The 26,157-nt window shown below is 42.8% G+C and carries 18 protein-coding genes; 11 read left to right on the top strand and 7 right to left on the bottom strand.

The window, feature by feature from the left end:
- On the bottom strand, positions 1-94 hold a 94-nt coding region (locus MLE17_RS18465; RefSeq protein ID WP_243348999.1), incomplete at its 3' end, for a DUF4372 domain-containing protein.
- 275 nt (positions 95-369) lie between these two features.
- On the opposite strand from MLE17_RS18465, the gene MLE17_RS18460 reads away from it, so the two are divergent.
- From MLE17_RS18460 to MLE17_RS18450, 3 genes are all read left to right on the top strand, one after another.
- Complete coding sequence (locus MLE17_RS18460; RefSeq protein WP_243350252.1) at positions 370-768, top strand: hypothetical protein; 399 nt, start codon at positions 370-372, stop codon at positions 766-768.
- 449 nt (positions 769-1,217) lie between these two features.
- Positions 1,218-1,838: a fibronectin type III domain-containing protein gene (locus MLE17_RS18455; RefSeq protein WP_243350251.1), complete on the top strand. Its 621-nt coding sequence runs from the start codon at positions 1,218-1,220 to the stop codon at positions 1,836-1,838.
- A 310-nt stretch (positions 1,839-2,148) separates the two neighbouring features.
- Complete coding sequence (locus MLE17_RS18450; RefSeq protein WP_243350250.1) at positions 2,149-3,333, top strand: hypothetical protein; 1,185 nt, start codon at positions 2,149-2,151, stop codon at positions 3,331-3,333.
- A gap of 355 nt (positions 3,334-3,688) precedes the next feature.
- Here MLE17_RS18450 and MLE17_RS18445 read toward each other — a convergent pair whose 3' ends face one another.
- The 3 genes from MLE17_RS18445 to MLE17_RS18435 form a co-directional block, all read right to left on the bottom strand.
- Complete coding sequence (locus tag MLE17_RS18445; protein ID WP_243350249.1) at positions 3,689-4,666, bottom strand: dihydroorotate dehydrogenase-like protein; 978 nt, start codon at positions 4,664-4,666, stop codon at positions 3,689-3,691.
- A gap of 274 nt (positions 4,667-4,940) precedes the next feature.
- Positions 4,941-5,609, bottom strand: coding sequence for a YggS family pyridoxal phosphate-dependent enzyme (locus tag MLE17_RS18440; RefSeq protein WP_243350248.1), 669 nt, complete (start codon positions 5,607-5,609; stop codon positions 4,941-4,943).
- Positions 5,610-5,654: 45 nt separating this feature from the next.
- A complete protein-coding gene (locus MLE17_RS18435; protein WP_243350247.1) occupies positions 5,655-6,092 on the bottom strand; it encodes a DUF4494 domain-containing protein in 438 nt (145 codons plus the stop codon).
- 237 nt (positions 6,093-6,329) lie between these two features.
- On the opposite strand from MLE17_RS18435, the gene MLE17_RS18430 reads away from it, so the two are divergent.
- The 7 genes from MLE17_RS18430 (at position 6,330) to MLE17_RS18400 (ending at position 13,873) form a co-directional block, all read left to right on the top strand.
- The gene (locus MLE17_RS18430) at positions 6,330-8,333 is read left to right on the top strand and encodes a protein-disulfide reductase DsbD family protein (RefSeq protein WP_243350246.1); all 2,004 of its coding nucleotides are present in this window, start codon (positions 6,330-6,332) and stop codon (positions 8,331-8,333) included.
- Positions 8,334-8,384: 51 nt separating this feature from the next.
- Entirely contained in the window at positions 8,385-9,170 is a 786-nt protein-coding gene (gene mazG, locus MLE17_RS18425) for a nucleoside triphosphate pyrophosphohydrolase (RefSeq protein WP_243350245.1), read from the top strand.
- A 1,191-nt stretch (positions 9,171-10,361) separates the two neighbouring features.
- Positions 10,362-10,955 (top strand): bifunctional nuclease family protein, encoded by a 594-nt coding sequence (locus MLE17_RS18420; protein ID WP_243350244.1) that lies wholly within the window; start codon positions 10,362-10,364, stop codon positions 10,953-10,955.
- A gap of 30 nt (positions 10,956-10,985) precedes the next feature.
- Positions 10,986-11,687: a 16S rRNA (uracil(1498)-N(3))-methyltransferase gene (locus tag MLE17_RS18415; RefSeq protein WP_243350243.1), complete on the top strand. Its 702-nt coding sequence runs from the start codon at positions 10,986-10,988 to the stop codon at positions 11,685-11,687.
- Positions 11,688-11,773: 86 nt separating this feature from the next.
- On the top strand, positions 11,774-12,712 hold the full coding sequence (gene corA, locus MLE17_RS18410; protein WP_243350242.1) for a magnesium/cobalt transporter CorA: 939 nt from the start codon (positions 11,774-11,776) through the stop codon (positions 12,710-12,712).
- Between the two features lie 145 nt (positions 12,713-12,857).
- On the top strand, positions 12,858-13,298 hold the full coding sequence (locus MLE17_RS18405; protein WP_243350241.1) for a Fur family transcriptional regulator: 441 nt from the start codon (positions 12,858-12,860) through the stop codon (positions 13,296-13,298).
- Between the two features lie 23 nt (positions 13,299-13,321).
- Complete coding sequence (locus MLE17_RS18400; RefSeq protein ID WP_243350240.1) at positions 13,322-13,873, top strand: NADH peroxidase; 552 nt, start codon at positions 13,322-13,324, stop codon at positions 13,871-13,873.
- Positions 13,874-14,088: 215 nt separating this feature from the next.
- Here MLE17_RS18400 and MLE17_RS18395 read toward each other — a convergent pair whose 3' ends face one another.
- The 3 genes from MLE17_RS18395 to MLE17_RS18385 all read right to left on the bottom strand — a co-directional run bounded on the left by MLE17_RS18395 (position 14,089) and on the right by MLE17_RS18385 (position 25,609).
- Positions 14,089-18,768 (bottom strand): autotransporter-associated beta strand repeat-containing protein, encoded by a 4,680-nt coding sequence (locus tag MLE17_RS18395; RefSeq protein WP_243350239.1) that lies wholly within the window; start codon positions 18,766-18,768, stop codon positions 14,089-14,091.
- A 421-nt stretch (positions 18,769-19,189) separates the two neighbouring features.
- Complete coding sequence (locus tag MLE17_RS18390) at positions 19,190-23,899, bottom strand: autotransporter-associated beta strand repeat-containing protein (RefSeq protein ID WP_243350238.1); 4,710 nt, start codon at positions 23,897-23,899, stop codon at positions 19,190-19,192.
- Between the two features lie 360 nt (positions 23,900-24,259).
- Entirely contained in the window at positions 24,260-25,609 is a 1,350-nt protein-coding gene (locus MLE17_RS18385) for a voltage-gated chloride channel family protein (RefSeq protein ID WP_243350237.1), read from the bottom strand.
- Positions 25,610-26,063: 454 nt separating this feature from the next.
- Here MLE17_RS18385 and MLE17_RS18380 point away from each other — a divergent pair.
- The coding region (locus MLE17_RS18380) for a DUF4372 domain-containing protein (RefSeq protein WP_243348999.1) at positions 26,064-26,157 on the top strand (94 nt) is incomplete at its 3' end.

The raw sequence follows: 26,157 nt of genomic DNA, 5'->3' as shown, positions 1-26,157 counted from the left end.
ATTTGTCTCCATCAAATTTGGTGACAATGCGATTGAATTTACTTCGATTCAGAAACGAAACCAGTTGAGCAAAAACGTATTTGTCTTGATACATATGCAATCAGATTAATCTGATGCAAAACTAAAATTCAAGTCCGTTCGCTCGCGAAATGCTTATAACCAACTAAATTTCAAATACTTCAAAGACCATTTTTAGATTTTAATGGGACAGTAATGTCGAGAGGCAATAAAATGCGGTTAAAAACCGCATCACCCAAAACATCCCTGACTTTATTGAAAAATCCGGTCCAATATAAGCTTTTTATGCCCTGTTTATAGCTTGGATTTGATATTTCATTGAAATACAACTAAATACTATATACTGAATAGTTGTTTGCAAAACTTGCAAAGCCCTTTACAAAACTTGCAAAGCCTCTTGCAAGTTACGCAAAGCCCTTTGCAAAACATGCAAAGCCTCTTGCAAGTTACGCAAAGCCCTTTGCAAAACATGCAAAGCCTCTTGCAAGTTACGCAAGACCCTTTACAAAACATGCAAAGCCTCTTGCAAGTTACGCAAAGCCCTTTGCAAAACACGCAAAGCCTCTTGCAAATTACGCAAAGCCCTTTACAAAACACGCAAAGCCTCATGTAAGTTACGCAAGGCTCTATGCAAGTTTTGTTTTGCCTTATACAAATCAGACGAAGAGACAAACAAAACCTGTTTTGATGATTTTGTATCAGGTTTGGAGTCATGAATTATGTGCAGAGAGCAAAGTGAAACATACATAGGTTATTGTATGTCACACATCGCTTTATGAGCTTTATTGGCCCTGGGAGACGGGTTGTGATTTGAGTATTGTGTGTGCTTGTTTCTATGTAGTATCTAGTGGGTTGTTGTATTTTGGCGATATACAACCCTTTTGATTATAACGGGCGATCTACAGAATCATGCAAAAACGATGAATATTGCTATATCTCATTTATTTGGTTAATATGCTAATACAATGACTGTGTTGTTAATTGTATTGTCAAATACAGGGTGTAAATGGTTTTATAATTTATAAAGACTGAGTATTTTGCCCGTGAATTGAAATTATAATAAAAATAATTCCTCTTAAATAGTGATTGTGTGAAAAATAATACATATAATTGCAAAAGTTTATAGGAGGGTATCTTTTAGTCTTGAAAGCCATTTTTGATTGATTTTTCTTTAGTAACGAACTTCTAATTTTATTTCCATGAGTACTTGCCGAATATTAAATAGTTACGAACGGTATTCTGATTCGGAGCTAAGTGTGAGTCTGGGACGGATTATCTCCAATATAAAGGGGAATCCAAGTTTTCCAGACCCTAAGCCTACAGTTGCGGAGGATGAAAATCTCAAAGTTGAATATGACGGCAGTCTGTCGGCAGCCCAATCGGGCGACCGGGTCAAGATTGCTCTTAAAAATGAAAAACGGGTAGAGGTCATTGACCTGAAGCACCGTTGGGCTCGATATGTAGAGCTTGAAGCTAACGGTAGCCGCACCATTATGTTGAGTTCAGGTTTTGATGTGAGCAAAGAGCGCACATCGACTGTCGAGCTTGACCAACCACAGAATGTCAAAGTGTTTGACGGGAAAAATCCCGGAGAGCTGGTTGCATCTTGTGATGGATTGGCCGGCGCTAAGTCTTACATCTTCCAATACACGACTGACCCGCTTAGCGACAGTAGTGTGTGGACCAATGAGCCGACTACCAAGTCGGAATTCACCTTCAAAGGACTGAAGTCAGGACAGAAGTATTGGTTTCGCGTAGTTGCAGTCGGTAGTAACGACCAGCGTACCGTTTCCATTGTGGTGTCCCGCATCGTGCAATAATTGCTTATTGAAGGCATGATAGATTAATATCGAACAACTTATAAACAGACTTCGACCCGGTAAGCGTAAGGCTTATCGGGTTGATTTATGAAATTAGGGCTTGCTAAGTAGATAAAAGAACGAATAACATTTCAATTCAGATGAAAATATTACTTTTAGAGCGTTTTTAAACAAAAGATTGGAGGAACGCTTCTCAGTCCTACAGGAAATGAACGCTCTCCGAAATCCGCTCAGCAACATATACCAACCGATAGCGGCAAGGCATGACTGAAAGAGCTAATCCAAAGTGGCAGTTAATTAGAAAGCAAATATGGAAGACAACTTATTAAAAAAACTATTCGACAGTTTCGCATCAAGGACACTTTTGGCCTTGTTTGGTGTTCTTGGGACAACGATTACTATTTACGCCTTTCTACAAGAAAAAAAGGTTGACCTACGGTATGAGGTAATTGCAAACACAAATGTTTTGGACTTTAATGCAGACATAAGCAAACTTGAAGTAACTTATGACAGCACTAACCTTAAACAAACCCGGGAAAACCTTAGAATTTATACCGTTAAGATAATTAACAATGGCGACCAAAATATCATCAAGGAATTTTATGATGACAACGAGCCTCTTGGAATAAAAATTAGTTCAGGTAAAATAATTGAACAACCTCAAATAATCCAAACAAGTAGCGATTATTTGACTAGAAATATAAAATTAATAGACTATCAAAAAGACAGAATTAGTTTTTCCCAGGTTATTATTGAGAGTGGAGAGTTTTTTATAGTAAAACTACTTGTATTACACAAAAAAGGCGCTATACCCAAAATATTTTCATTCGGAAAGATTGCAGGGCAAAAAGAAATTAAAGTTGTTGATGCGATTGATGTTAAAGGAGAAACAACATTTTGGAGCAAAACATTTTATGGCAACATATGGGTTCAGCTCTTGCGACTAATTTTATATTTTGTTGTTGGTGTTCTCATTATTATATTATTTGTGGTATCCTCTGAACGGATTGACAGTTTCAGTGATGATAAAAAAAGAAAGAAGTTAGTTTCAGAGTTCAAAAATTTAAAGACTTACCAATATACAAGAATGGATGATGCAATTTTTGACCGATACCAAAAGAACGACCATCATACATTTCAGCAAATGCGTTCACTTATAAAAGACGATGAGAATTTAAATAAGATATATAAGGAGCTGACTGAAAAATTAAAGAGCAAAGAATATAAGCGATTTAGGCGGTATGACGACAATAGTATTGTTCACCACATAGAACCAGACGACTTTATGGTTATTAATGAAATGATAAATGATGGGATTGTATTTAAAGAACAAGACAAATTGGTGGTAAATCAAGCAATGAAAGATACTTTAGATAAGTTTGTATCATTTCTTAAAGATAAAGGTGAACTTCGGAAACATCGTTTCTTGGGTTCATCACAAAGAGTAAAAGTTGAATCAGTTACAACAACCGATACAAACGATGACGAAAAGTAGCCTCTGTTCCGCGTAGGTGTGCCATGAATTGAGAGGACCGCGAGTTCTTCCCCTCTTTCGCGCGAGTTTGAAAGGTAACTCCTGGTGCGAGTTTAGCGAAAGCGTAACTCGTACCCAAAACAAAGACAGCTTGTAGCTGTCGAGAGTAAAGGAATAAACGCTCGTAAAGTAACTGTATATTCAATGAAACTCAATATTTTAAACAGCTACAAGCTGTCTGGATTTCCAGCACGAGTTACGCTGCGCTAAACTCGCGCTAGAGAAAACCGGTTTATAAACAAAATACCCGCAGAAAAGAGTTTCGAAACTCACTTTCTGCGGGTATTTTTATGCTTAAGCCAATCGGAAGAAACCATCAGGCATTCTCCCGACTCGCAAAGTATTTCATAAACTGCGTCCGTTCAAACATGGCTGGATTGGCGATATTCTTGTAGTTCAGTCTGCCGCGGAAATCCTCCAGATTATGAAAGCTGTGCTGATTCATCCACTCCTCGATACAAGTCTCAATCTCGTAAAGGATACCATCACCCTGCTCATAGATAGCGCTGCAAATCTGTACGGTCTGTGCACCGGCAAGAAGCATCTTCACCGCAGCTTCCCAGTCATGCACCCCTGTCGATGCCGAAATCTCCACATTTGGCAAAACACCGGTCACAATCGCCGTCCAGCGGATGGTGTTACTCAGGTCTTCCGGTTTGCTGAAGACATTACCGGCAGTGAAAGAGAGTTTCTGTATATTGATATCCGGCTGGTAAAAACGGTTGAACAACGTAACCGCATCAGCTCCGCTTCCCGCCAGCTTATCCACCAACGAAACCAGATTCGCATGATTGGCTCCGATTTTCACAATCACCGGAATAGATACCAGGCTCTTCACGCTTCTCACAATCTCGATGTGTGCTTTTTCCACATCCACCGCATCACGGGAAGTATTCAGGATGGAGATATTCAACTCCAGGGCATCGGCACCAGCCTGTTCGATTTGCTGCGCGTAACTGGTCCAGCTTCCGTTGCTGATGCAATGAATGCTTGCAATGACCGGAATGGTACATAGCTCTTTGGTCTCTTTAATCAGTTTGGTATATTCGTTTACCGTCCAGGTTTCGGAGTAGGAACGGATGTAATCCAGCGCTTCGGGATATTCGTTATACTGGCTGTATTGGTTCATCAGCAGGCTAATCTGCTCCTCAAACAATGACTTCAACACAACAGCTCCTGCTCCGGCTTTCTCCAGGTTAAGAATACGCTGGGGATTGTTGGTCAGCCCCGAACTGCTTACGATAATCGGTGATTTCAGCTTTAATCCTGCGAATGTGGTCTTAAGTTTATTCATATCTGTAAGAATTTTTTTCGGTTATGAAGGTTGCCTGAAGAAAAGGTGAACGGAAATATCCTGCGATGAACTGAAATGGTTGAACCCTTTCAGGGTTCGGTTACTGCCTCATTGTTTTCCACGGGTTGCACCCGTGGTTATTCAGATTCAACCACTTCGTGGTTGCGGTTACGAAATAATCCTGGAAGGATTAAACTTTAATAACCGCGGGAACAACCCGTGGATAAAAGGGCTTCATCGTCCTGCCAAACCCTGAAGGGGTTCAACTATACCTTTAATATTGTCTGCTTCCGAAGATGGTACTTCCGATACGCACCATCGTACTTCCTTCTTCGATAGCGATGCGGTAATCGTCAGACATTCCCATCGAGATTTCACTGAAAGAAACTTCATCGGCAAACCATTTCTCTTTCACTTCCCGGAAGAATTGGGTGAGATGCTGGAATTCACGACGAACCTGTGCTTCGTTATCTGTGAAGGTCGCCATGCCCATCACGCCACGCAGACGGATATTCGGCATTTGCTTCCATCTTCCCGAAGCCATAAACTCGCGGCATTCATCCAACGAAAAGCCGAACTTCGACTCCTCCTCGGCAATATGTATTTGTAACAAGCAATCAATGGTACGGTTCACCTTGCCCGCCGATTTATCGATTTCCTGCAAAAGGCGCTCACTGTCAATCGCATGAATCATGGTGACAAACGGAACGATGTATTTCACCTTGTTGGTTTGCAGGTGGCCGATAAAGTGCCACTCGATGTCAGACGGTAATTGGTTGACCTTATCGGTCAGTTCCTGCACGCGGCTTTCGCCAAAGACACGCTGGCCACATTCGTAAGCTTCACGGATGGATTGCGCCGGGTGAAATTTAGAAACCGCCACAAGTTGCACTTGTGACGGTATATTTTGGCGTACAGAATTTAGATTTTCTGAAACAGACATAGTAGAAAAATGTATCTGATGAATAACCTGTCCGGTTATCGTAAATTAATTCTCAGCCACAGCAGCAAACGGGAAGATGTCCATGATTGCCGTTTCGTTGATTTGGGCAATTGTATAGTCAGCCATCGTTCCTTTCATACCTTCTTCGAGGTTAGCCATTGCTGATTTAAAGTCGATTGCCTGAATCAACATGTAAGATGCTGTTTTTTTCTCGGCAGCGCTACGCTCGTCGATAGTAACAAACAACACTTTTGCTTTGTACCATTTGTCGCCCGTTTCGTCTTCGAAGATTTCGCTGATGTTGGCGCGGGTGATGTTTGATACGGTAAATTCACCGCTGATAAACGGAGTCATCTCTTTGATGATACGAGCTTCAGCTTCTGTAAATGATAAAGCGTCAACCAGATACGGCTCAGTTACCTTTTTAATCATGCCGTTTTCCATTGTTTTCTCGTATCTGATTTTGCATTCAAACCAATTCATGTTTTATGTCCTGTTAAGTGATTAATATAATACGTATTTTGAATTTGAGGCCAAAGATAGCAAAAACTATTTTTTCGGGATTGCATGAGCTTAGATTTTGCCCCGATAATAAAGAGGTTTTCGGCAAAATATAAAAGATTAATTCTGCAACAAAAGCTGAAGCCAATCTGTTTGTCGCATTGGGTTGCATTCTCTATCTTTGCTTTCCCGAGCATGTTACATTAATATATATGACATATGAAAAAGTTATTCGGATTACTCGTCTTGCTTTTTGTTTTTTGTTTTCACGGAACATCTCAGATACAGGATCCGGTACACTGGAGCTACAAAGTCAATGATACCGGTAAAGATACGAAGGAAATCCTGTTTACCGCTAAACTGGACAACGGTTGGCATCTTTACGGACTGGACTTGCCGGAAGGAGGACCTGTTGCAACCCAATTTACTTTTGAAAAAGTGGAAGGGGGGAAGCTGGATGGGAAAGTTCGCCCTGATTCGAAGCTCATCACGCACTTCGATAAGCAATTTGAAATGAACCTGAGCTGGTATGAGCAATCGGCAACGTTCACTCAAAAGGTAATAGTGACCAATCCGGATAAATTTTCCATTTCGGGTTATGTAAAATATATGGCCTGCAATGACCAATCCTGCCTGCCGCCGACAGATTTCAATTTTACCATTGGAAATACGAAAGCGAAAGCTGCAACACCAGAGAAAAAAACAGAACATGTTCAGGTGGTAGATACACCCAAGGTTGCAGCAATGGCATTACCGGCAAAATCTCCGTCAGATAGCGGAACGGTCGATTTATGGAAACCCGTCGTTGAACAACTCCATGCTTACGGCAATAAAGGAATCACGGAAAATACTTCTGTCTGGTTGATTTTCCTGTATGGATTTTTGGGCGGTTTGCTGGCTTTGATGACCCCGTGCGTCTGGCCGATGATCCCCATGACAGTCAGCTTTTTCCTCAAACATTCCCAAAATCGCAAAAAGGCCATTTCGGGTGCCATTACGTATGGGGTTGCCATTATTGTGATTTATCTGTCGTTAGGTCTGATTATCACCGGGCTCTTTGGTGCCAGCGCGCTGAATGACCTTTCGACTAATGCAATCTTTAACCTGCTCTTTTTTGCGTTACTGGTGGTGTTTGCCATCTCTTTCTTAGGCGCATTCGAAATTATCCTGCCTTCATCCTGGACCAATAAAGTGGATAGCGAAGTGGATAAAACCACCGGTCTGCTCAGCATATTCTTCATGGCGTTTACCCTGTCGCTGGTTTCATTTTCCTGCACCGGTCCGATTATCGGAACGTTGTTGGTACAGGCGGCAACGATGGGCAATTACTTTGGCCCGGCAGTCGGCATGTTTGGTTTTGCCCTGGCGTTAGCGATACCGTTTGCACTTTTTGCCCTCTTTCCCTCCTGGTTGCAGCGCATGCCTAAATCGGGTGGTTGGTTGAATACGGTCAAGGTGATTCTGGGTTTTCTCGAACTGGCACTGGCCTTCAAGTTCTTTTCCGTGGCTGATTTGGCTTATGGCTGGCACTTGCTTGACCGCGAGACTTTCCTCGTTATCTGGATTGTGATATTTGCGTTGTTGGGTATCTATCTGTTGGGCAAACTAAAGTTACCACACGATAGCGAAGTTCCGCATGTTTCTGTCCCCAGACTGTTTATGGCCATTGTTTCTTTCTCGTTCGCCGTTTATATGATTCCCGGTTTGTGGGGAGCTCCGTTGAAGAGTATCAGCGCTTTTGCGCCGCCGCTTTCTACCCAGGATTTTAATCTTTACAAGAATGAAGTTCATGCTAAATTCGATGATTACGAAGCCGGCATGACTTATGCAAAAGCCAATAATAAACCGGTTATGATTGACTTTTCCGGTTTCGGATGTGTCAATTGCCGAAAGATGGAAGCGGCCGTGTGGATTGACCCGAAAGTCAAACAGATTCTTGAAAATGATTACGTGCTGATTACGCTGTTTGTGGATGATAAGCGCCCATTACCGGAGCCAATTACAGTTAATGAAAATGGTACAGAGCGTAAACTCAGAACCATCGGTGATAAATGGAGCTATCTGCAACGTGTACGCTTTGAAGCTAATGCGCAACCCTTCTATGTCCTGTTGAATGGTAAAGGAGAACCCATCGGACCCTCTTATGCCTACGATGAAGATGTGAACCGGTTTGTCCTTTTCCTTGAAAACGGATTGGCTGAATTCAGGAAGAAATCAAAATAAGACTATCAATAATTATCTCATTTTCAAATCCTCAAATTCTCAAATTAAAAAATGCATACCCGTCAGGAACAAATGGAGGCCTTTGGGCGACTCCTTGATATACTGGATGAGCTGCGCGAAAAGTGTCCCTGGGACAAAAAGCAGACCAATGAAAGTCTTCGCTGCAACACCATCGAAGAGGTTTACGAACTTTGCGATGCAATCATCTCCGAAGAAGACACCCTTATTAAAAAGGAGTTGGGCGATGTGCTGCTTCATGTGGCCTTTTACGCTAAAATCGGTTCGGAAAAAGGAGTTTATGATATCAAAGACGTTTGTGATGCGCTGTGTGATAAACTGATATTCCGTCACCCGCATGTCTTTGGTGAGGCTGAAGCCAATACGGCAGGACAAGTGGAACACCAATGGGAGCTTATCAAGCTAAAAGAGAAAGGCGGTAATAAAACCGTACTGGAAGGTGTGCCTTCCGGACTTCCTGCTTTGATAAAAGCGCACCGCATACAGGATAAAGCCCGCAATGTCGGTTTTGACTGGTCGGAACGGGAACAGGTATGGGATAAGGTGCAGGAAGAATTCACCGAACTGAAGACTGAAATCAATGAACTGGATCACGATAAGATGGAAGCCGAATTTGGTGACCTTTTCTTTAGCCTGATTAATGCGGCACGCTTGTATAAGATTAATCCGGAAAATGCGCTGGAACGAACCAATCAGAAGTTTATCCGCCGTTTCAACTACCTGGAACAGCAGACATTGCTGAAAGGTCGTTCACTGAAAGATATGACACTGGGGGAAATGGATGAAATCTGGAATGAAGCCAAGAAAATGGGCTTATAATCAAATGAAATACTGAAAATATGTTTCGCAATATCCTATTCAGGCTTTTCTGAGTTAAATAATATGATTTCAGAGAAAAAACATGTCGGGATTGTATGCTTTAAAACATAAAATACGCTATATTTGCAATGTGTTTTTCATGGTATTAGATTTTAAGGTTAATAAAGGGTTGAGGTTGTCGTGATGACAACCTTTTCTTGTTTTATACCGTCACTGTCTTGTATTACTCTTCAATGTTTCAATCTCCGGTTTTTTCTAACCCGTAAACATCCTTCATTCCATATTCATTAACTGTTTTGGTTGTTAATACGTCGGCTTTGATTAAGTTAATGGCTGATTTGTGTTAACATAGTGTCAAGTCGCACTAAATGATGTTTAGTCTGTTTGAAGACAGTCTTCAACCCCTTATCTTTGTACTATGTTTTTCATGGTATTAGATTTAAGGTTAACAAAAAGGTTGAGGTTGTCGTGATGACAACCTTTTCTCGTTTTATACGGTTCCTGCTTTTGAATAACTCTTCAACGTTTCAATATCTGGTATTTACTACTCATTCAACTTCACTCATTCCATATTCCTTAACTGTTTTGGTTGTTAATGTGTCGGCTTTGATTAAGTTAATGGTTGATTTGTGTTAACACAGTGTCAAATGGCACTAAATGATGTTTAGTCACTTTGATGACAGTCTTCAACCCCTTATCTTTGTACTATGTTTTTCATGGTATTAGATTTAAGGTTAACAAAAAGGTTGAGGTTGTCGTGATGACAACCTTTTCTCGTTTTAAACGGTTCCTGTTTTTGAAAAACTCTACAAGGTTTCAATATCTGGTATTTACTACTCATTCAACTTTACTCATTCCATATTCCTTAACTGTTTTGGTTGTTAATGTGTCGGCTTTGATTAAGTTAACGGCTGATTTGTGTTAACATAATGTCAAATGGCACTAAATGATGTTTAGTCTGTTTGAAGACAGTCTACAACCCCTTATCTTTGCACTATGTTTTTCATGGTATTAGATTTAAGGTTAACAAAAAGGTTGAGGTTGTCGTGATGACAACCTTTTCTCGTTTTATACGGTTCCTATTTCTTTCTTTACACACAGCGCTTTTCTCATTATCTATTTAGCAAAAAGATTCTCTTACTCCGTATTATTGTTTATATTTGTTTTCTATAAGTCAAACAAGGATATATTATGGAGAAACGCATACCACTCAAAGTATATGGAATCACCATCAGCCAGGTCGAGACCGGTGCTTATGCTTTAATTCTCGGCGAAATAGATGGTCCCCGCAAAATACCCATCATTGTCGGTACCCCCGAAGCCCAGTCTATTGTTATTCAACTGGAACATATTACACCACGCCGTCCTTTGACGCATGATCTTTTCCAGACCTTTAGCCAGGCATTCGGAATTCGTCTGCTGGAAGTCTATATCTATAAGATGGTAGCCGGTGTGTTTTATGCGGAAATGCTTTTTGACAATGGAGAACGTCAGGTTAAGATAGATTCCAGAACATCGGATGCTATTGCCGTCGCTTTGCGTGTGGGATGTCCGATATATACCACTGAACTGATTTTGCAGGAAGCCGGAGTCATCATCGAAGGACGGGAAGATAGCAATGAGCCTACCGAAGAGGAAGAAGATGAAACAACAGCGATTCAACAGTTTCAGAGCCTGAGCACGGATGAACTGAATAAAAGACTTCAGGAAGCCATTGATGATGAAAATTACGAATATGCTTCCAAAATCAGGGATGAGCTAAAAAAACGAGGCGAAAACATTTAATCTTCTTATGCTTAACAGACCGAATTAATTATGCATGTTTTCTATACACCGGACATAAAGACCGCTCTGGAAATGCCGGAAGATGAATCGCTGCACTGCGCAAAAGTGCTGCGTTTGCCCGAAGGGGAGGAGGTGGTATTGACCGATGGCAAAGGTTCTCTCTTCAGGGCCAGGATAGTGAGGGCGCATCCCAAGCGTTGTGCTGTTGAAATCCTGGAAGAAATTCCTGCATCTCATCACCGCGATTTTTCCGTACATATAGCTGTTGCTCCAACCAAAAATATTGATCGTACAGAGTGGTTTGCCGAAAAGGCAACCGAGATTGGGCTTGATGCATTGACCTTGCTTCGCTGTCGTTACTCCGAACGTAAAGAGGTGAAGAATGATCGTATTCAGAAGATTCTCGTTTCAGCCATGAAACAATCGTTGAAAGCCACACTTCCGGTATTGGATGGACTTGTTTCCTTTTCTGATTTTGTGAAAATGCCTTTTGATGGACAGAAGTTTATCGCTCATTGCTACGATGATTCGGATAAAAAATCATTGACCTCACAATATAAGAAAGGGGAGAATGTATTAATCCTGATCGGACCGGAAGGCGATTTTAGTGAAGAGGAGGTTGCATTGGCCAAACAGAACGGATTTCTGCCGGTTTCGCTTAGTTCCAGTCGCCTACGAACTGAAACCGCAGCGCTTGTAGCTTGCCATACCATCCATATTTTAAATGATTAAAGAGTCATTGTTATTCATCAATGATCAGCTCAAGAATTCTAATTGAACGCACATTGTGCTATTGTTATCTGTAAATATTCCGCATTATGGCAGAAATAAAGCTATTTTATCATGATGAAGGCCGCATAAAAATAAGCCGGAATATGGGGATCCTGAAAAAAATACCCATGTCGCAATTTGTATGGATTGACCTGAATGATGTAACGGAGGCCGTTGAGGAAGAACTGGAGGATTTTCTCAAAATATATATCCAGGAAGAGGAAGAGATCGAAGAGATTGAGATCAGTTCGCGCTATATTGAGACTCCGGATACATTGGTGGCTAACTCCAATTTCCTGCTGGAAAACTTTGAAAAGGAGCCGGTCTCATTTATCCTGAAAAATAACATTCTGGTTTCTGTGCGTAGTTGTGAATTGCGCTCCTTTAATGAGACTGTGAAGCGTATTTTTGCCAATCCGGTAAACTATCCGACCGGATATCATATATTCGTTGCCTTATTGGAAACCCGGGTGGAGCGGGATGCTGACATTATCGAAGAGCTGACAGGTGAAATTTCTATATTAAGCAAGTCTATCAACGATGTTGATGAAGATATCCTGATGCAGATAAAAAATATGCTGGATAAGACTATGTCTATTCGGGAAAATATCATTGACAAACAGCGTGTAGTATCCAATATGCTGAAGAGTGCGCTCTTTCCAAATGAACTAAAGCCCAGGCTTTCGATTGTAATTAAGGATATTAACTCCTTGATCGAGCATACCAAGTTCGGTTTTGAGCGACTGGATTATATGCAGGATACTTTTCTCGGTTTGGTGAATATCCAACAGAATAAAATTATCAAGATCTTCACCGTCGTGTCGGTGATTTTTATGCCGCCAACATTGATTGCCAGTATTTACGGCATGAACTTTAAACACATGCCTGAGTTGGAACAAGCCTGGGGATACCCGTTTTCTATCGTTTTGATGATAACGGCGTGTATTTTGATCCTGATTTATTTCAGGAAGAAGAAGTGGTTATAGAGAAAGCATATATTGTGTTGCGGGGTAATCTTGAATCGTTCAAAATAACCCCGCAATTTTTGTTAAATCGAATGTGGCTTTTTATTTTGAAAGATTCTAATGATATAGATTTGTAGAGGAAACAATAGTGTAATAATTTCATGTTATGACAAACACCACAAAAAACTATTTGATTGAACGGGGAATTAAACCGTCACTTCAGCGTATTGCCATTATGGATTATTTGTTGAAAAACCGTACGCACCCTTCTGCCGATGAAATTTATCAGGCGTTATGTGAGTCTATCCCGACTTTATCTAAAACGACGGTTTACAATACCTTGAAATTATTTGCACAGCAGGGAGCAGCTTTGAGTCTCGAAATTGATGAAAAAAATATTCGTTATGACGGGGATACTTCGATCCATGCTCATTTCAGATGCAAAAGTTGTGGTGAAATCATTGATTTACCTGTTGACCAGGTGAATATGGTAGACCCTAAACATCTGGAGGGATTTGTTATTACGGAAATAAGTGCTTTTTATAAAGGCTTATGCGATAAATGTAATCATGAGGGAAGCCTCATGCAAAATAAATCTATTAACTAATTAACCGTTAACACGCAACGACAATGAAAAAATTTATTTGTACAGTTTGTGGATATATCCACACTGGTGATACTGCGCCTGAGCAGTGTCCGCTTTGTAAAGCAAAATCGAGCAAATTCGTAGAGCAGGTTGAAACAGAAGGCGCTTTGACATGGGCTGACGAACACAGAATCGGTGTTGCTAAAGGTGTGGACGAAGAGGTGTTGGCTGGATTGAAAGCACACTTTGCCGGAGAATGTACTGAAGTGGGAATGTATTTGGCTATGAGCCGTCAGGCAGACCGTGAAGGTTATCCTGAGGTAGCTGAAGCATACAAAAGAATTGCTTTTGAAGAAGCTGAGCACGCTGCAAAATTTGCAGAATTATTGGGTGAAGTGGTATGGGATACCAAAACTAACCTGAAAGCTCGTATTGATGCAGAATCAGGTGCATGTGCCGATAAAAAACGCATTGCTACCCGTGCAAAAGAATTGGGTCTGGATGCTATCCACGACACTGTTCATGAAATGTGTAAAGATGAAGCCCGTCACGGACAGGTATTTGAAGGTCTTTACAACCGCTTATTCAAAAAATAATTATTGTGGGATATACCACAAAGAAAGCCGCTTCGGAAATTGCTCCGGAGCGGCTTTTGTCTTTTATGTATCTCATCATAAAGTGCAGTTGTTGAAGGGTGATATTCTTAGTCCTTTTAGGTGCTTAAAGTGTGTAGATAGAGCTTAATGAAAAACAGAGCCCCAAAAGTCAAATTAATAACTTTCAGGGCTCTCATTGAAAGATTAAACAGGTATTACTGTTTGATAAAATGCCTGATGCCAAAGAAGGCATCTGAAACAATTCTTATTGTATATACTCCCGGTGAAAGGGCGCTTACATCAATGTCTTGAGAACTGTTTGTTTGAATATTCATCAGTCGTACACCTCCGATAGAATATATTTCAATCCGGGACTCAGTGTTATGTGGTAAAATGACATTCAGCCTTGAGCTTGTGGGGTTAGGATAGAGATTAATATCCAAGTTCTTCACGTTGTTAACCCCTGTAGATGCCGATACCCGGATAGTACCGTCAATCGCTACAGTACTCAAATCCCAGTTCAATCCTATACCGGGAATTGCCGGATTAATGCCCGAAAATGTTCCGCTGTATGAACCTGCATTTATAACTTTAAATGCATCTCCTGCGGCAAAGGCTCCATTCAGCAATTGCAGGTTGATCGTTCCGGCTAATTTTACCGCTCCGGTAACTCTAATCGAATCCTGTGTGTAAGATGTCCGATTGATTTTAATGGTTGTCGAACTACCCGAATTAAGAATAAGTGCACCACCCATCCTTAATGTTCCGATGGATGCAGTACCCGGGGCAATCGTTCCTCCTGAAGCGACTGTAACTGTCCCGTTCACCTTACCAGTTCCTCCCAATGTGCCGCTGTTATTAACAATTACAGGACCACTAATGTATCCGGGTGAGAGCAACATTATCTTACCCCCGTTGATGGAGGTTGCACTGGCATAACTCACAGTATCGGTAAGTGTCCAGGTTCCGGTACCTGCTTTTGTCACCGAGTTTCCTTTAATTTTTCCGGCAAATGTTGCGTCAGTATTTTTGGCTCCGATTGTCCAGTTTGCTCCGCTCAGGGTAGAACCAGCTACTCCAGATACTTCACCTACAGCAACGGTTGTGCCCGTTGTAGTGTGATAGGCATTTATTTTTGCCCCCAGATTAAGTGCTGCATTGGCATACCCGTTGGTGTTGTTGATTCTGAAATCGCCTCCGGCAGAGCTGGCTGTTACATTGATAGTACCCATAAATGCCGACCAGTTGCCTTTTAATTCCGTACGAACTGCTGCAGCACCACTCATCGAAGGCAAATACCAGTTTAGTGTTCCACCTCCGGTAAGTGTACCGAACATGGTACTTCGCGAGTCTGTGTTGATGGTTCCTGTACATCCTGCCGGAATAATATAATTCCAGTAGATGTTTGTGTATGAAGAAGAGGTATTAGACATTGTCAATGTACCACCTTCGAGGCTGAGAGTACCGGCAGCACTGTTTACATTATCATTTCCGAAGTTAATAGCCCCTTCTTTGATGACGGTATTTCCTGTATATGTATTAACCCCATTGTATATTAATTTTCCGGCACCTGTTTTTACCAGTTTTCCGGTCCCTACAACGGGGCTATTCAGTACGATAGAGCCGGCAGAGTTAGCGGTTTCTATTGTATCTGTCCCGGTGATGGTCATTCCTCTGTCTGTTGATTGCTGAGTAGAACCGGCATAGCGCAAGCGCGAATCAGTAAGCTGGAGATACAAAGGGTCGGTAGTTGCCGCAGCTCCGATAGAGCTGTTTAGTCCAATATTAGCCAAAGTACTTACTTCCAGAGCGCCTCCGTTTATTATTGTTTTTCCGGTGTAGGCATTGGATGTGGACAATGTTAGTTTGCCTTTTCCTGTTTTCGTGATTCCTCCGTTACCGATGATAGAGCCTGTACCGCTGAAAGTATAATTATTCTCAGAGGCATCGACTTCCATTTTACCTATATTCAGAGTCCCGGTAAGTACTACATTTGGATTCGCTTTTCCGGTAGCATTAAAGAACACAGAGTCTCCGGTTGCAAATAGGGCAGGAGAGCCGTTGATTAACCAGCTTTGTGTGGTGAGCAAGTCCCATGTAGGGTTGGAGCCTGACCAAACAATATTACCCGGATCGCGAGAAGCCTCTATTTTGATAACAATAGTATTACCTGTATTAATCACAGAATATTTATTGTCGTTAATACCGGTTACGATAATATTTGAAAGCGTTCCGGTAAATGCACCTGTGAAAGTCATAATGGTGTAGTTGCCAACAGAAAGCTTACCATTTAGCTGGTTAACCTTGACATTCAGAGTCCCGGACAGTACAACGTCTCCATTTACTTTAATCGAATCACTTGCACGTGTTTGTCCGGTAGCGTCATCTGACATATCGAGCTGATAGATAGCTTCTGTTGGGATAGTCAGGTTTTTGGCAAATTTCAAAGTTCCGGCAACATTGTTTTTCGCAGGAGAAAGAATGGCGCCGGTTTCCATCGTTACTGTTTGTGAGAGCGTTCCGATACCACCCAATATCGCCTGACGGTTTACCCAGACAGGGCTTTGTGTGAGCACCCCATTCACAATTAGTGAACCCTGGTCTACGGTTGTAGTACCGGTGTAGCTATTTGTATTTGACAAAATCAGAGCCCCGTATCCGGTCTTTAAGAGGCTTGCATTTCCGGCAATAGCACCGGTGCCTGTGAAGGTATAATCTACCGGAGAACTTACCCATACCTGACTGGGTTGAACCTCACCTGACAGATTAACTGTATTGTTTGTTTTTCCAGAAATATCAAAAAGCACAGTGTCTCCCTGATTGAAAGTTTTCAGAGTAGTATTGTTGAGCCAATTGGAAGTTGTATTAACGTCCCAGGCATTTCCGTTTGCTCCGCCTTTCCATTGTGTATTACTCGAAAGGACGGGAGGCATCGGAGGTCTGGTCATTCCACCTCCCAGATAGTAATCGACTTCGGTAGAGGTCATATATCCTTTAATATTTGCGCACGAGCGATATTCGGGGTTTTGCATCAGACAATAGATACGAGTGCTGGCTGGTGTCCAGGTCGAGAAAATGCGCATTTCGGTACTGTCGCTATTCATACAGAATATTTCTTCCCGCCAGTCACCCAATACATCGGAATATAATGCCGGTCTTCCGCCATAAGGTATTTTATTAGAATATGCTCCTCCTTCGGAGTAAAGGCTTAAAAGTCTTCCGGCGCTGTTGGTTGACGGGTTCCATTTATTGATAATGGGGTTGTAGCCATTTCCGTCTGCAGCGCTTAATATTTCCCGTTGCAGGTCACCGTCCCACCACATGGTGAGAGCTGGAGCCGGATAGGATGTTGCACCCGGTACTGCATCCCCTTTGCAGTTGAGCAAGGTAGAGTGGGCATATGACCAAAGTTCGCATCCTTTGACATTCGGGTCAATATCAGCAGCGTCACCCCTTCCTACATCGTATGATGGCACAGCAGACCAGGTTTTGATACGTTCGCCGTTTTTCGCATCGTAATATACCGCTAACGTTGATGCCGCTTGCTGAATAGCATAACATTCCAGACCGGGACGGTCGGGGTCCAGGTCACTGATAACAAAGCGGTCTCCGTGGCCAATATCATTTTTAGCAAAATATAATGGAGTACCATTGTCGTCCATGGCATTTACACCCCATGAAATTTCATCTTTGCCATCGCCATCAAGGTCTGCTACACGGATATTGTGGAAATCTGCCCAATGGTATCCTGTCGGAATTCCAGCGTTGGTTGCAGTACCATTCAGGCAGCTTGCGTGGAACTGTTTCCATGTTTGTCCGGCAGGTTTAGCCGTGTTGGTGCGTGCTGACCAGGTCCAACGGGAGTTAATGTTAGTCCCGTCAAAATCGTACGCCTCAATATCCATAATGCCTCCGTCCCCGCGGGAGGTTACAATGCTTGGATTGACACCATCAAGGTAAGCCACGCCGATAAAGTTCATATTCATACGGTGTCCGTAGCCATCTCCCCAGAGTGATGTCCAGGTTGATTTAGCTCCGCGGTCAATCCACTCCCTGCGAGCCAGTTCTTTACCGGTTATTCCATCCACCATAGAGAGGTATTCGGGGCAATTGTCACCGAGCAGCATATAGCCCATGTCAGAAGTAGGAGGAAGAGTGCGGTAATCGTCAACACCATCTTTGTTACCTCCATTTGTATCGGTAATTGAATTGCCATCGGCAAAGACGGTCAGTTCGCCTGAGCGCGTAAAGACTTCTGCTTTTCCATCACCGTTGAAGTCATAAACAACTACAAACGGGTTATGGGTGCCGGCGCCCTGCTCCATGTTACGTCCCAGGTCTATTCTCCACATGAATGCGCCATCGTGGGTGTAAGCTTCAAGAAGAACATTGTTAGCAGGATCACGGGGTTGGCGCTTTACTACATAATCATACTCACCGTCGCCATCGAGGTCTCCCGGGTAAACGTGCTGAACGGAAGTCGAATAAGTCGTTGGCTTAAGTGTAATTGCCTGATAACGCTTAGCTGTGGCATTTCCCTGTATTGTGAATGGTTTACTTGCCGTTGTTTCTACTCCGTTTAATACAGGTTTTACAAAATACGAGTTTGTTGCAGAAGTACTGGCCGAATTATCGGTATAATCTGTAGTGGCAGTAATCGGAGTGGAGTTTAGTTTTATAACCTCAGCTCCGTTTATTGAGCGATAGACGTTGAATCCAATGTTTAGAGGATCGGTGGCTAATAAGCGCCAACTCACATAGACGGAACCACCTCCGTTATTGACTGCCACCACTCCGCGGCCAAGCTTTTCCATTTTACGCTGTGCGCTAAGTGGCCCTGCCCATCCGCAAATAAGCAGTAGGATTAAAAAACAGGTAGATAGTTTTTGTTTCATAGAGTAAGTGTTTAAGGTTGAATAATATGATATTGTACTAGTATATCAGAGGTAGGGATGTTCAGCTTTGACCAGGCTTTCGTATGGACTACTCTTTAAGAATAGAATCAGGGGCATTCGTTAAAATAACTCCAGTCCGGGAAGCTGAATAATTGTTTGTTTTTCATCGTGGTATGGTGTACCAGATAGGGCAATTGTTGACCCTCTGTTTGTTCCGTTAAAATTGGTGTTACAAAATAAGAGAGAATACAAGCCTTCGAAAATAGAGTCCAATACTTTGTACTGGAAAAATGTGCAAGAGGGGAAATTCCCAAATGAATCTATTTTCAGGATAAGATTTCCGTTTTGTATTTGGAGAAAAAAGCAAAAAAAAAGCCCGGTCATTGTGTTTGACCGGGCTTTGTCTATGACTTAAAATGGATTATTCTTTAATCAACTTAATCGCTTTAGAGCTTGCTTTATCTGAAACGACTTTCAGCAGGTAAACGCCGGTTGGCTGGCTGGTCAGATCGACTTCAAAAGTGCCCCCCGTAATTTCATTTACGCAGGATTGGTAAATGATGCGTCCCTGAAGGTTTGCAACAATCGCACTTAGGTTAGATGCTGACTGGTCTGTATAAATCCGGAAGATACCGTTTGTCGGGTTTTGAACAACTCCGGTTTTAATCACTGTAGTCTCAATACCCATGCCTTGTGATACCTTGAGTTTACCGGTAGTGTACAGTTCGGATGTATCCCAGATAAGACCGTCAGGTAAAGTCGGCAGATTCAGGGTGGTGAAAGTGCCAGTAATGGTTGTAGCGCTGATCAGTTGATAAGCTGCTCCTGCGATAGGAGTGCCGGTTGTGAAGCTAATGTTAAGTGTTCCGTTGCAGGTGAATGTGCCGGCTACTTTCATGTTATCACAACTGGTGGAAGTACCACCGGCCATCTGCATGTTCAATGCCGCAGTTCCGGTCATGGTGACGTTGCTTCCAAAAGTCATTGTTCCGATTGCAGTGCTACCCGGATTGGTTGTAGAATTACTACCCAGAGTGGCTGCTCCAGAAACTGTACCGCTACCGTTTAATGTACCATTGTTGGTAAGTGTTGAGGCAAAAGTATTGTTATTAATCACAATACCATCAGTACCGATTACAACTCCACCACTAACAGTTCCGCTATTGATTAGTTTACCACCGGAAGAGACAGATACCGTGCCGGTACCCAGACTGCCGGTAAGGCTTAAGATACCACCGCTGATTGTTGTCAAACCTGTGTATGTGTTGGCTCCTGATACTACCCAAAGTCCGGTTCCGACTTTGCTTACAGTTGCTGCGCCAGAGATTACTCCGGAGAAAGTACCACTGGCGTTGGATGAACCAACCTGAAGGCCTGAGTTATAGAATGTTCCAGTACCTGTTAGCATTCCCACTTTAATTGTTGAGGTTCCACCATTGTCAGTTGAGCCTGATTTGTAACTCATAATTACACCAGAACCTATATTAACTGTTGCATTTGGAACTCCATTTATATTATTTACAGTAAAACGGTTTTCTGCACTTGAGTTTGCTGAGTTTGCTGTAATGTTAATGGTACCTGTAAATGCAGACCAATTTCCATTGATAAAGGCACGGATATAATCACAACTCCAGTTCAGTGTTCCTGCTCCGGTTAAAGCACCATTGTATTCACATCGTGCACCAGCAATTACAGTTCCGGAACTTCCGGCCGGAACATTTATTTCGTGGCTGCTGGTCAGGTAAGCACCTATGTCATTTAATGTTTCCAGTGTACCACCCATTAAGGTAACCTTTTTTCCTCCACCATAAGGGACTGCTGTTGATGTGTTTAGACGGAGTGTACCTCCCTTGATAACAGTTTCATTCAGGGTGGTATTATTGTACCCGATGTACAATGTGCTGCTTCCGTATTTAGTCAACTTCGTACCCTGAATAGCGCCATTCCAGTAGAGGGCTGAGGTAACGTTCATTAACCCTCCGGCAGTTCCCGAAAGTGTCAGTCCTCGCGTGGTAATTTCGTTAGCAGTCGTTACCTGAAGGTTAGCACTGTCTTTAAGGATAAAATATGCAGGGTTAGCCGTGTTGGCGCCGATACCACCGACATTGGTAGCCGAAGGGGCGTATTTCAGAATCAGACTTCCCTGGTCAACGGTTACTTTACCGGTAAAGGTATTTCGGTTGTTGATGGTCAGTGCACCTGAATTGGTTTTGTACAGTTCCATCGGTCCGGTTAATGCACCTGTTCCATTTATGATATAATCCAGACTACTGTTGAATTGAACGTAGGCGGGTTTAATGCTATCTGTGACGTTCACGATACGTCTGATTGCTGTGTCGTCAAAGTAAACGCTATCGTTGGTTACGAAGATATCGTCGTAACCATCCTGGCTAAAGTTGGTAGTTTTAGCCAAATCCCAGTTATTATCAGTCTTACCGGTCCAGTTTACAGTACTGGCACTGCGAACACCTTTTACCACAAGATAAAGACTTTGTGTGGCAGCATCGTAATTTAATTCAGTCGCAACTCCGCTTGCGCCCTCCATTTTTACAGATGAAAGCGTACCTGAGATCGCATTTACTTTTGCAATCAGGTATTTTCCTTCTGTTAATTTTCCGGAGATAGGGTTGAGGGCTACAATTGCACCTGAGCCCAATTGCAATGTACCGTTCAGTTTGAGGTAGTCATTTTTTAATGCAGTGGAGCCGGTTGCTGTTCCGGTCAGGATAGTCGGGTTATCTGACAGGTCGAAGACAAGTCTTGCACCGGTTACCAGGTTGAGTGAGCCATTTACGGTCATTGTATCGGCAACCGCCTTTCCACCAACATAGATTCCGGCATTGTATTCTGTAGAAATACCATTTCCTGTAGTACCTGTACCACCGTAGTTGGCATGACGACGAATGATAACGGGTGAAGCGGAAAGAGTTCCATTCATCCATAAATCACCTTCCCATATTTCAGTATTTCCGGTGAAGCTATGGTTTCCGCAGAGAGTCAGACTACATTCACCCATTTTGGATAAATACATGGCTCCGGTTAGTGCACCAGCACCGCTGATTGTATAATTGCTGGTTCCCGAAACCGTCAATCCTTCAGGACTGATATTTGACGGAATCGTTACAGTTGTGTTAGTAGCGTGAGTGTCGAACAAAACGCTTTTTCCATCAGTGTAAGAAATAGCAGAGCTGTTTCCTGCTATCAATCCTACAGCGTCGTCACCATCGTTCCAGTTGGCCGATGAAGTGTCCCAGTTGGACGAGGCTCCGGTCCAAACCAGTTTGCCGTTAGTCGCTTTCGGGGGGATAGGAGTAGGGAAATCACTGCCAAGATAAAAACTTGGATGAGGAGGCTGGTTATATCCACACATTTGCCAACAGATTGCCTGTCGGTACTGGTGGTCAGCCATCAGAGAATAAATCCGGTTGGAAGTAGGGATTGGTGTGGTATAAATACGTAATGCCATACTATCTGTTCTCCACCACATCTCTTCTTCGCGCCAATCCCCAAAGAGGTCAGCCTGTAAGCATGGAGTAGCCTTGGTATAGTTACACGAGTAAGCATCAGCAGTCAACAGAGGCGTTATATTTCCATAACCGTTGAACTTCGTAATTTGGCCATAACCGACTCCGGTTGAAGTCGAAAACCCGGTGTGGTCACAGATTTCCTGCAACAGGTCACCGTCCCAATATACAGGAAAGTTTTCGGCCAGACCGAAATGGGTAATTTCGTTTCTGTCAGTAGCAGAAAGACCTACACCTCCGCCCCATAGTTCTGCACCTTTGTAAGCGTCTGAAATATTGGCAGCACAACAACGGCCAACATCACTTGGTGCAACTTTGCGGTATAGTATTTGTCCTGTTTTACCGTCACGGAGGTTTGTGCCGGGGTTATCCTCATTACAGGCAAATACTTCGATACCTTTGCGATAAGGATCGAAGTCACCTACGTGTTGCGCATCACCATGTCCCAAAGCCGTAGAGTAAAGCGGTGTTCCGTTGTGGTCGATACACATGGAGCCGTAGTTGATTTCATCACAGCCGTCACCATCGGTATCGGCAACTACATAGTTGTGGTAGCCCTGTCCGTAGTAGATGCCGCTGTTTCCGCTTGACCAGGTACCGTTGGTTCCCCAGCTTGTGCGCACAACAATTTTTTTATTTACGATATCATAGGCACGCATCTCAGTTTTGGTATAGATACCGCGTGCGATAAAGAGGCTTGGGTGTTTTCCGTCAAAATAGGGAGCACCGAAGAAGAATTTATTAGCACGGTGGCCATAGCTATCCCCCCAATCGCTGGAGTTACCACGAGGGATAAAGTTTACACGATCCAGTTCCTTACCAGTCATCCCATCGATCAGAGAAAGAAATTCCGGTCCGGCATTCATATATTGCATATTGGCCGACTGAACGACCGAGTATCTGTAATTAGTCTTGCCATCCCCATCAGTATCTCCAATTTTTGTGCCATCTCCGAAGATCGTACCTTCGGAGGTGCGCATAAATACTTCGGCCTTTCCATCACCATCGAAATCGTAGGCGGCAATGTTAATTTCAACTCCGGAAGAAGAAAGAATATTCGGGCCTACATTGATTTCCCAAAGAAATGTACCATCCAGTTTGTATGCTTCAAAATAGGAATAAGCAGAATCGTTTGCAACCGAAAAATCTAAGTTCATTCTTTTTACGATGATCTCATATTCACCATCCCCATCAAGGTCAGCAGCAGTGGCATCATTCAAAGTATATCCATGTTTTACCGCATGCATCGGAATATCGATGTAGCCTTTTGTATTGACTGTCACCTGAGTACATTGTGTTGATTCAACACCGCTTTTCACTCTGGAAACAGAGTATTTTGAAGAAACGGTTCCGGAAGGATCCAGGTAGTTCGACGCTTCGGTAGTCTTGGTTGTGTAAATAAGGTTTCCGTCACGGTACACTTTGTAGTAGGTGTTGTACCATTCGTCTGCATTAATACGCCAGTTCACATAAATCCCGTTCGAGATTTTCTGGGCCATCAGTCCGCGGCCCAATTTTTCCATGGGGCGTTGGGCCAACAATCCGCCGGCGAACAGAACGCTAAGCAGAAGCCAGCATAGTCGCAGGGAGAAGTAGTTTTTTTTCATAATAAAGAGTTAGGTTCCCGATGCAAAAAATAAGATTTTTACACTGGGGATTTTGGGGTTAGAGATGATTGTATGCGTGCAAATTAACTGTTTATTTGCCTCTTGTAGAATGGTGGTCAATACAATCAACTGGAAAAATGTACAGGGTGTATATGTCAGGTGGACGGGTGTGTACAATCTATTCAAATAGGAGGATAAAGGAGTATTCAGATTCACATCTGACATTGCCTCAGATTACTGTCTGATGATGTCTCAGATTCTAATCTGATGATTCCTCAGATTCTAATCTGAGCCTGTCAGAGATTTCCGTCTGATGTTATATCAGTCTTTTTTGAGAATGAGACCGGGAAAACAATTTACCTACAATTCTTTGGCTTTTTTCTCCCGTAAAAGTTTTAATGTGTTTTCTTCTTCCGAATGATAATCAAAGTCAGCTTTCGACACACCAATGCGTTGCGATGTATAGATGCCGGAATGTCCGCTGAAATAGTAAGCCACGAAACAGGCCACGGCATAGTAGAGGATGTGTTCGCCGCCAAAAAGTTCCACCCCCATCAGGGTACAGGCAAGGGGGGTATTGGTGGCTCCGGCAAAGACAGCAATAAAGCCCAGTCCGGCAAAAAGGTCAACCGGATTGCCGGTCATCATGGCAATAGTATTGCCCAATGTGGCACCGATAAAGAAGAGGGGAGTCACCTCTCCACCTTTGAATCCGGTGCTCAGGGTAATGGCGGTAAAGAGTATTTTCCAAAACCAGCTAAAGGTATCCACACCACCCGGTTTGAATGCGTTAACGATACATGTGCCAATGCCATTTTGCGTATTGACTCCAAGGCCCAGATAATCGGTTGTGCCCACCAGCCATGTCAGGCCGATAATGACAATACCTCCGATGAACGGAATGGCATATTTCCATTTGATGTATTTATGACAAAGGCTCTTGATGGAGTGGGAGAGTTCGGAAAAAAGAAAACTGGTTAGTCCAAATAGCATGCCGGCTAATGCCACCCAAATGAGGATGACACAGTTTATGCGAAAGTAGAGGAAGCCGTCGCTGATGTGGTCGTGAAAATTAATAGCGTAATGTGTGTGGTGAATGCCATAAGCCGTACAGACAATATCAGCCAATACAGCGGCCATCAGGCAAGGCATCAGTGCATCGTATTTAATTCGGCCGATAGCCAGTACTTCCAGGGCAAATACCGTTCCGGCAATTGGGGTGCCGAATACCGCTCCAAAACCGGCTGCGATTCCCGTCATCAGCAAAATGCGGAAGTCATCGCGGTTCAGTTTCATCTTTTTGGCAAAATAATGAGCCACGCTACCGCCTATTTGCACGGCTGTACCCTCTCGTCCGGCAGAACCGCCGAAAAGGTGTGTTACCACAGTTGTAATGATAATAAACGGAGACATCCTAAAGGGAATACCTCCCCCGGGTTTATGGATTTCATCCATGATCAGGTTGTTGCCCGCTTCAGCATTTTTTCCTTTGAAGCGGTATAATGCTACAATACCCATACCGATAAATGGAAGGAAGTAGAGCAGCCAACCGTTTTGCCAACGGGTCTGTGTAGCCACATCGAGTAGCCACAGGAATAGCGCCACCAACGAACCTACTACCAGGGCCACCGGGAGTACCAACACCAGCCATTTGATGAAGTATTTGAATATCGAAACCTGATCGAAAGATTGAACCAGTTTTTTTACCATTACTTGTTTGGATATAGCAAAGGTTTGAGTCTGGATGAGGCCTTTGCTGTATTTCAAAGTGCAAAGATAAGTCTAATAGGTCATTATTGAAACAAAATTAAATCTCTCCGGTATTATATCGGGTATTTATCGGAGCAAGAGTAGAACAGTATGCCATTGTTTTATTTTCAAACCTAAGAAGAATGACATACAAGTTGTAGCATTGGTTATATTGCTACTTTTGCAGTGAAAAACACAGAGTTTTAACCACATCGTCACAAATCGTTTTATACCAATCATTCTTATGAATACATCAATCCATCCTTTTCCGGGTTTTTCCGATACTAAAAACCATTACTGTCCCATTAAAATCTAAAAATGGTCTTTGAAGTATTTGAAATTTAGTTGGTTATAAGCATTTCGCGAGCGAACGGACTTGAATTTTTAGTTTTGCATCAGATTAATCTGATTGCATATGTATCAAGACAAATACGTTTTTGCTCAACTGGTTTCGTTTCTGAATCGAAGTAAATTCAATCGCATTGTCACCAAATTTGATGGAGACAAAT

Origin of the sequence: Parabacteroides sp. FAFU027 (genome assembly GCF_022808675.1) — a bacterium.
GTDB lineage: Bacteria > Bacteroidota > Bacteroidia > Bacteroidales > UBA7332 > CAXXIC01.
The sequence above is the reverse complement of the archived record's forward strand: the minus strand, read 5'-3'. Positions and strand labels throughout refer to the sequence as shown.